The 6,713-nt window shown below is 51.2% G+C and carries 7 protein-coding genes; 4 read left to right on the top strand and 3 right to left on the bottom strand.

Going from position 1 to position 6,713, the window contains the following annotated elements:
- The first annotated feature begins 589 nt into the window (after positions 1–589).
- Positions 590–2,317 carry a group II intron reverse transcriptase/maturase gene (gene ltrA, locus N836_RS48900; RefSeq protein ID WP_031291219.1) on the top strand — a complete coding sequence of 576 codons (1,728 nt, stop codon included), beginning with the start codon at positions 590–592 and terminating at the stop codon, positions 2,315–2,317.
- Between the two features lie 50 nt (positions 2,318–2,367).
- On the top strand, positions 2,368–2,577 hold the full coding sequence (locus N836_RS48895) for a hypothetical protein (RefSeq protein WP_023072057.1): 210 nt from the start codon (positions 2,368–2,370) through the stop codon (positions 2,575–2,577).
- Here the strand turns inward: N836_RS48895 and N836_RS48890 are convergent.
- Entirely contained in the window at positions 2,574–3,329 is a 756-nt protein-coding gene (locus N836_RS48890) for a Uma2 family endonuclease (RefSeq protein WP_023072056.1), read from the bottom strand. The two genes, N836_RS48895 and N836_RS48890, sit on opposite strands and share 4 nt — an antisense overlap.
- Before the next feature lie 107 nt (positions 3,330–3,436).
- Between N836_RS48890 and N836_RS48885 the strand changes: the two genes are divergently transcribed.
- Together N836_RS48885 and N836_RS48880 are read left to right on the top strand one after the other, a co-directional pair.
- Positions 3,437–4,576 (top strand): DUF58 domain-containing protein, encoded by a 1,140-nt coding sequence (locus N836_RS48885; RefSeq protein WP_031292341.1) that lies wholly within the window; start codon positions 3,437–3,439, stop codon positions 4,574–4,576.
- Positions 4,577–4,657: 81 nt separating this feature from the next.
- Positions 4,658–5,527, top strand: a complete 870-nt coding sequence (locus tag N836_RS48880) for an MBL fold metallo-hydrolase (protein ID WP_023072054.1) — start codon at positions 4,658–4,660, stop codon at positions 5,525–5,527.
- A gap of 60 nt (positions 5,528–5,587) precedes the next feature.
- Here the strand turns inward: N836_RS48880 and N836_RS48875 are convergent, their stop codons facing one another.
- Both N836_RS48875 and N836_RS48870 read right to left on the bottom strand, forming a co-directional pair.
- Positions 5,588–6,334, bottom strand: a complete 747-nt coding sequence (locus N836_RS48875) for an SDR family NAD(P)-dependent oxidoreductase (protein WP_023072053.1) — start codon at positions 6,332–6,334, stop codon at positions 5,588–5,590.
- Positions 6,335–6,409: 75 nt separating this feature from the next.
- On the bottom strand, positions 6,410–6,667 hold the full coding sequence (locus tag N836_RS48870; RefSeq protein WP_023072052.1) for a TIGR03643 family protein: 258 nt from the start codon (positions 6,665–6,667) through the stop codon (positions 6,410–6,412).
- Between the last annotated feature and the right edge of the window lie 46 nt (positions 6,668–6,713).

Here is a 6,713-nt window from a genome sequence, read left to right as displayed (position 1 = left end):
GGTGCGACGTGAAAGTTGCACTTATTGAGTGAGAGGTCGTCCTCTCTGGGGATGTTCTTCTCCCCATCGTCACGTAACGGAGTCACTGACTCTGCCTACGTTGTTAGTAAGTAATGAACGCAATGGAATGCAAGGCACGAAAGCAAGACCACTGATAGCCTCCAACCGGTGGGAATGCAAGACGAAGACTGTTAAGGGTTAACGCCAGTGAATCATCATACGTTTCGTTACAGTAGCCGAGTGAAAGAGGCTGAAACACTCTGACCAAAAGGTAAGTGGGTGAGCTATCAAAGTCGATCAGTTGATAGTGAAGAATTCGCACTCCCACCGGAATATAGATGGAACCCGAAACAGTTGACTCTCATAGGTGCGGAACACGGTAAACCCGATGGGTTCTTTGAGGGGATTGACCTATCAAAGTAAGCAAACCGTAAGGAATGCCGAGAGACCCAGCGGGTAAAGGAATCTGGAGAAAGCGAACGCTGTGGGTAATGCCGCAGATAGAGGTTCAAACGTTACCTTGACCTGAAAGGGTGCTGACTTCCAGGGGGTCTCAACTGATAAACCAACGTAAGGGAACCTAATCTTTGTGAAAGATAGAGTCGGCAACGACATCGGAGCAAAGCCACCGTTAACGGACTGGTCTTCCTTAGATTGGAAGAGCATTAACAAACGTGTGCGGAACCTGAGACAGCGAATTTATCAGGCGACCGAGAAACACCAGTGGAATCGGGTGAGAAGCTTGATGAAACTGATGCTGCGCAGCTACACAAATCTGTTGTGGTCAGTGCGACGAGTAAGTGAACTCAACGCCGGACGAACCACCGCAGGCATTGATGGTCAAACGGTTTTAACGCCGGACCACCGGGTAAAACTGGTCCATCAGATGCACGTGTACAGCCTAGGGCAGGTACGCCCGGCCAAACGGATCTATATCCCCAAAGCCAACGGCAAACAACGCCCGTTAGGCATTCCCTGTATTCGAGACCGTGTCGCGCAAGCGATGGTTAAGAATGCATTGGAACCGTCTTGGGAAGCACGCTTCGAGGCTAACAGCTACGGGTTTCGCCCCGGTCGCAGTTGCCAAGATGCGATAGACCAGACGTGGATTCGTCTGAACAAAGGTCACGACAGTTGGGTGTTAGATGCCGATATTCAAGGCGCATTCGACAACATCAGCCATGACTTTATTCTGCAAGCGATTGGGCAATGCCCAGGTCGAGAGCTGATAAAACAATGGTTGAAAGCAGGATACATGGAAGCGGACGTGTTTCATTCCACCCCAGCGGGAACGCCGCAAGGTGGCGTGATATCGCCACTCTTGGCCAACATTGCACTCGATGGCATGGATGCCCTGCTCAAGCAGTTCCATGATATCAAGCCCTATAGGGTGCCTGCCTCGGGCAAACGAGGGAAACGCAAGGTTAGTCGCTATGGCTTCATTCGCTACGCGGATGATTTTCTGGTGACGGCCCGCAGCAAAGAGGCCATTGACGCGGTGATTCCGATTCTCCAGGATTGGCTGGCGGTGCGCGGACTGCGATGGCATCCTCAGAAGACTCGCATTATCCATAAGGATGAAGGTTTCGACTTCTTAGGATTTCACATTCAATCGCGACGGGGAAAGTGCCTGATTACACCTCAAGCAGACAAGGTGAACGCCAAACTGCATGAGGTCAGAGCTTGGCTCAAGGCCCATCTGCACACCCCGCCAGAATTCGTGATTCGATTTCTCAATCCTCGGTTACAAGGATGGGGACACTACTACCGACATGTCGTTAGCAAGCGAGTCTTCAATGCGATGGATGACCAGATTTGGAGAGCGATTTGGCGATGGTGTCTTAGACGGCATCCCAATAAATCCAAAACATGGGTGGCCAAGCGCTACTTCCAAACCCTAGGCCATCGGCACTGGGCATTCGCCGCGACGATTCAAACTTTGGCCGGTCATCAGAAGACGATTTCACTCTTTCGATTGGACTCGTTGACCATTCACCGGCATATCAAAGTTAAAGGCTCCGCTTCCCCGGACAACCCCAACCTTCGCGACTATTGGCTGCAGCGGCAATTGCAGCATGGCAAGCGGTATTGGGCCAAAGGCTCCAAATATTATCAGCTGGCACAGCGGCAACAGTGGCGCTGCCCCCAGTGTGGTGAGGCGTTGGTCGCTCCAAGGGGAGGTATCCATGCTCATCATCTTCATCCAGTTAAACTGGGAGGACGGGATACGAATGCGAATCTTGAACTTTTACATGCTCACTGTCACAGGCAAGTGCATGGACAGGCAGCCGCTGCCTCTCGATTGCAGGAGGCTTGAGCCGGATGAGAGGAAACTATCATGTCCGGTTCTGAGGGGGGAGAGGGGCTGTGAGGCTCTTCTCTCCTACCCAACAACATTTTCGCGCATTAGGGGCCGTACGTCATATTGGTAAGCCCAAGCAGCAGACGATTACGATCTGTCAGCTGGATGGAGAAGAGTATCAAATTCGACGGTTTGTGGCTGGAGAAAAGTTGGTTTCTGGGGTGTTACCTGAGTTAGATTTGACGACAGATGCGGTATTTGCAGCAGGGACCTAAATCTCATCTGGATCGATACCGAGCGATCGCAACTTCTCGGCTAAAGCTTCGGCCCGTTGCTGTGCGATATCCAGTTCTTGCTGCGCGGTATCGAGTTCCTGTAAAGCGTCATCCCGTTCTTCCAGAACCTCTTCTTGGCTAAGTAAAATGCGACCAGTTTGAGGGTCATAAAACCTCAGAGCTTTGGGTAATGGAACCACACCAATGCCTTTGAAAGACTCGCGAAGCTGTAGATCAAGCCTTAATGCCTGACTATGGATAAATGGAATTTGGTCAGCTGTGTACTGAACTGGTAATGGCTCATAATTGCCATTAACTAGCTTTGCTCCCTGTAGTTGAGACTTTAAATAATCCGCAGTTGGATCGTATTGAAAATATTCTTGAACGCCCAGACTGGCATAGAGCTTGGGTTTATTTTCTTGATCTTGCTTCTTCGTAGTTTTTGAAGTGATTTCTAGGATGAAAGAGGGTAGCTTATTGTCCTCCTGCCATGTTTTATAGCTGCGACGTTTGCGATGACTCACACCAAATACCACAAACACATCCGGTGAGATAACGGCTTTGGGGTTTCCTTCTTCGTAATAGATGAATAAATTACCAGACACATAAACGCTGCCACGGCTTTTAAAGTAAAGTCTGAGGGCTTCAACGCTATAAAACAAATAATCGCGAGTAGCGTCACTTTCCGTCATTGGCTGGCCGTCGGACTCAGGGTATGTAACTTTGTGTAGCGTAGAGCGGGGATTAGTCATGGTTAAATCGCTCAGAAGCCATTTATGGTGTCCTTAGTTTAACGTAATTACTGAGGACCCCCTAACGTGCAAAAAAGTGGCCAATCGTTCTTCTCAAGCCGTAATTAATGTTTTTAGTTAGACGCCTATCTCATTGGATGGAAGCAAATTGGGTGACCCCTGCTTACAGTGGCTGGGTGTTGTTGGTGTTGACGCTATGCTTCCTGGGGGCAGCGACGAATACTATGGCTGGTTGGCTGTACGTGATCAGCGGCATCTCCATTGCATTGTTGTCGGTGTCGTCGATTTTGCCGCAGCGAGCGTTGCAAGGACTGGTAGTGCGGCGACAAATGCCCCGCCCTGTGTCGGCGGGAGAAGCGCTATCCATGGCGATTACCTTAGAGAATCCGTCGACGCAGCCGAAAAGTTTGTTGCAGCTGCAAGATCTGGTGCCAGCTGGGTTAGGCGGACTACGGTCTCAATCTATTTCGAACTTGGGAGCGAGATCGCAACACATCTGGCGTTATGAGATTCCGACTAGCAAGCGTGGTATCTACACCTGGTCTGAGGTGCGTTTACGCACGGCGGCTCCCCTGGGTTTGTTTTGGTGCAGCCGTTTGCAGCCTGCTAAGGCTAAAGCTGTTGTCTATCCTCAGATATTGCCTTTGGAACGCTGTCCAGTGATCGATTTATTGGGAGACGAAAAAGGTCGTCAGCAGCTACAAAAGACTCCCATTAATGCCAGCGGCACAGAAGGATTAACGCGGGCGCTACGCCCCTATCGCTGGGGTGATCCCACCCGACTCATCCACTGGCGCACCAGTGCCCGCTATGGAGAACTGCGGGTACGAGAGCTAGAAGTGCTCACCAGTCACCAAAGTTTGATTATCGCTCTGGATACCTCTAATGCTTGGGATATCGACAGCTTTGAGCGAGCTGTGATTGCCGCCGCATCGCTGTATTTCTATGCCCAGCGTCAGGGGTTAGCGGCTCAATTCTGGAGTGCTAAAACGGGTAGTTTACAGGACTCAACAGCGGTGCAAATAACACTGGCGGGCATTCGGTTTAACGAAGGTGGCGAGTATAAACTCCCGGCCCCACCGCTAGTCTGGTTAACAGCGCAATCGGGCAAACCGCTACCGGCCCACAGTGCGGAAATTTTGTTTTTGTCCAAGACAGCAGCTCATTCTGGCGACCCATTGCCGGGTGAAGCGCCAGGGTTAGTGATTAACCCCGTTGATGATTTGCAACGTCAGCTGCAGAGGTAATGGCCCAGCCCTAACAGGATGGGCCATCCATCGCTTTGTTTTTTGATTGACTAGACTGGAGATAAAGCACAGCGGGGTAGCATGATGGCTCAGCTTACAGCCCGGCGTCCGGAGAATGTAGACGGCGATATTTTTGTTGATACCAGTTGCATTGACTGTGATACCTGTCGGTGGATGGCACCTGAGGTATTTGGTCGCGATGGGGAGATGTCGGCAGTACATACGCAACCCCAGACGCCAGATCAGCGCATGCAAGCATTAAAAGCATTGTTGTCGTGCCCGACAGCCTCAATTGGGACGGTGACTCCTCCCAGGGATATTAAACAGGCTCAGGCTCAGCTGCCGGCTCTGATTGAAGACAATGTTTATCACTGTGGTTACCACTCGGAGAAGTCCTATGCGGCGGCCAGCTACTTTATTCAGCGGCCCGAGGGCAATGTTCTGGTGGATTCTCCTCGGTTTACGCCGCCTTTAGTGAAACAGCTAGAAGCCATGGGCGGGGTGAAATATCTCTATCTCACCCATCGAGATGATGTGGCGGACCATGCCAAGTTTCAGCAGCATTTTGGCTGCGATCGCATTCTCCACCAAGACGACATCACCTCGGGCACCAAATCTGTCGAAATCCAGCTCAAGGGTTACGACCCTTACCAACTGGCGACTGACATCACCATCATTCCGGTGCCTGGCCACAGCAAAGGTCATACTGTTCTGCTTTATCAGAACAAATTTCTGTTCACAGGCGATCATCTGGCCTGGTCCGTTTACTTAGGTCGTCTCTACGCTTTCCGGCGTTATTGTTGGTACTCCTGGGACGAGCAAATCAAATCCATGAAGCGCCTGACCGATTACTCATTTGAATGGGTTCTGCCGGGGCACGGTCGTCGCTTCCACAGCAGTAACATGGCAAACGAGGTGCAGACATGTATTGAGTGGATGGAAACAGCCTAAGGCTCTTGCATCTAAACCACATCCACCCATCCACATCAGACTTTGATTTCCATGCGCCCCCTAACTCGATTGCTGAGTAGGCCGCAGCAGAATGTCATGGACCTGCACATAGTCGGGCTGGCTAAGGACGTAGCCGACAGCATTGGCAATGTCCTGGGGCTGGAGGACGGGAAACTGGCCGTAGATTTGCTGGGCTTGTTCACGGCTGCCGGAGTATTTTTCGGCAAATTCGGTTTCGACAAAGCCGGGGCTGATGGAGGAGATGCGGATGGCGCTGTTGTCTGTCCGTAGTTCCTGGCGGAGCCCTTCGGTGAGGGCCCGCACAGCAAACTTAGAGGCAGAATACATGCCGCTGCCGGGGACGCGGTGGCCTGACATGGAGCTGATATGGACGATATGGCCCTGGTCATTGCTAGAATCATGCATCAGTTTGATCGCTTCACGGGTGCAGATGCATAGGGCGATAACGTTGACGTCCAAGGTTTCGCGCCACTTATCGGTACTGCCGCTGGTGAGGGACTCTTGGTAGCCTAGGCCAGCGTTGTTGATTAGTACGTCCAAGCGATTAAAGCGAGTTGCGATCGCACTAAACCAACCCAAAATTTGCGCTTCATCCCGTAAATCGACACTTTGGGTCAGCACCGCAGCATCATGCTGCTGGGATAGTTTATCGGCAAGATCGGTCAGGCGCGATTGCCGCCGGGCGCATAGGGCCAGATCATAACCATCGGCAGCAAGACGAGTTGCGATCGCAGTGCCAATGCCACTGGAAGCTCCAGTAATCACAGCAACGGGGCGGTTAGTCATAGTAAACGAGTTGATTCTTATTTACGTTCAGAACTGAAACTTTATCGTAAAGGCAATCGCGGATGAGAGGGCAGCTTATGACCCCTTCTGATTTTGCGAACGGAAGCGACTACTATCAAAACTGCGCTGCTTCAGATGCTTAGTTTTACGACCGGTGACCCGTTTGCGCCACATCTTAAAGCTGGAGTGCTTCATTTCCCGCCGCATCAGGGCAATCACCTGCTTTTCCTTGAGGCCATATTGCAGCTCAATCGCCTCAAACGGAGTGCGGTCCTCCCATGCCATTTCAATGACGCGGTTGATGATATCAAAATCAAGTTCGGGGAGTTTCATGGATAGAAAGCCTAGATTATGAGAACATTATGTATAAGTATTTATA

It is taken from the genome of Leptolyngbya sp. Heron Island J (assembly GCF_000482245.1).
In the GTDB taxonomy this organism is placed as follows: Bacteria; Cyanobacteriota; Cyanobacteriia; order Phormidesmidales; family Phormidesmidaceae; genus Leptothoe.
The sequence above is the reverse complement of the archived record's forward strand: the minus strand, read 5'-3'. Positions and strand labels throughout refer to the sequence as shown.

What these genes read in the sequence shown, in the direction of transcription:
- N836_RS48890 (WP_023072056.1), bottom strand. Translation starts at nt 3,329, where the DNA reads ATGACTAATCCCCGCTCTACGCTACACAAAGTTACATACCCTGAGTCC.
- N836_RS48885 (WP_031292341.1), top strand. Translation starts at nt 3,437, where the DNA reads ATGTTTTTAGTTAGACGCCTATCTCATTGGATGGAAGCAAATTGGGTG.
- N836_RS48880 (WP_023072054.1), top strand. Translation starts at nt 4,658, where the DNA reads ATGATGGCTCAGCTTACAGCCCGGCGTCCGGAGAATGTAGACGGCGAT.
- N836_RS48875 (WP_023072053.1), bottom strand. Translation starts at nt 6,334, where the DNA reads ATGACTAACCGCCCCGTTGCTGTGATTACTGGAGCTTCCAGTGGCATT.
- N836_RS48870 (WP_023072052.1), bottom strand. Translation starts at nt 6,667, where the DNA reads ATGAAACTCCCCGAACTTGATTTTGATATCATCAACCGCGTCATTGAA.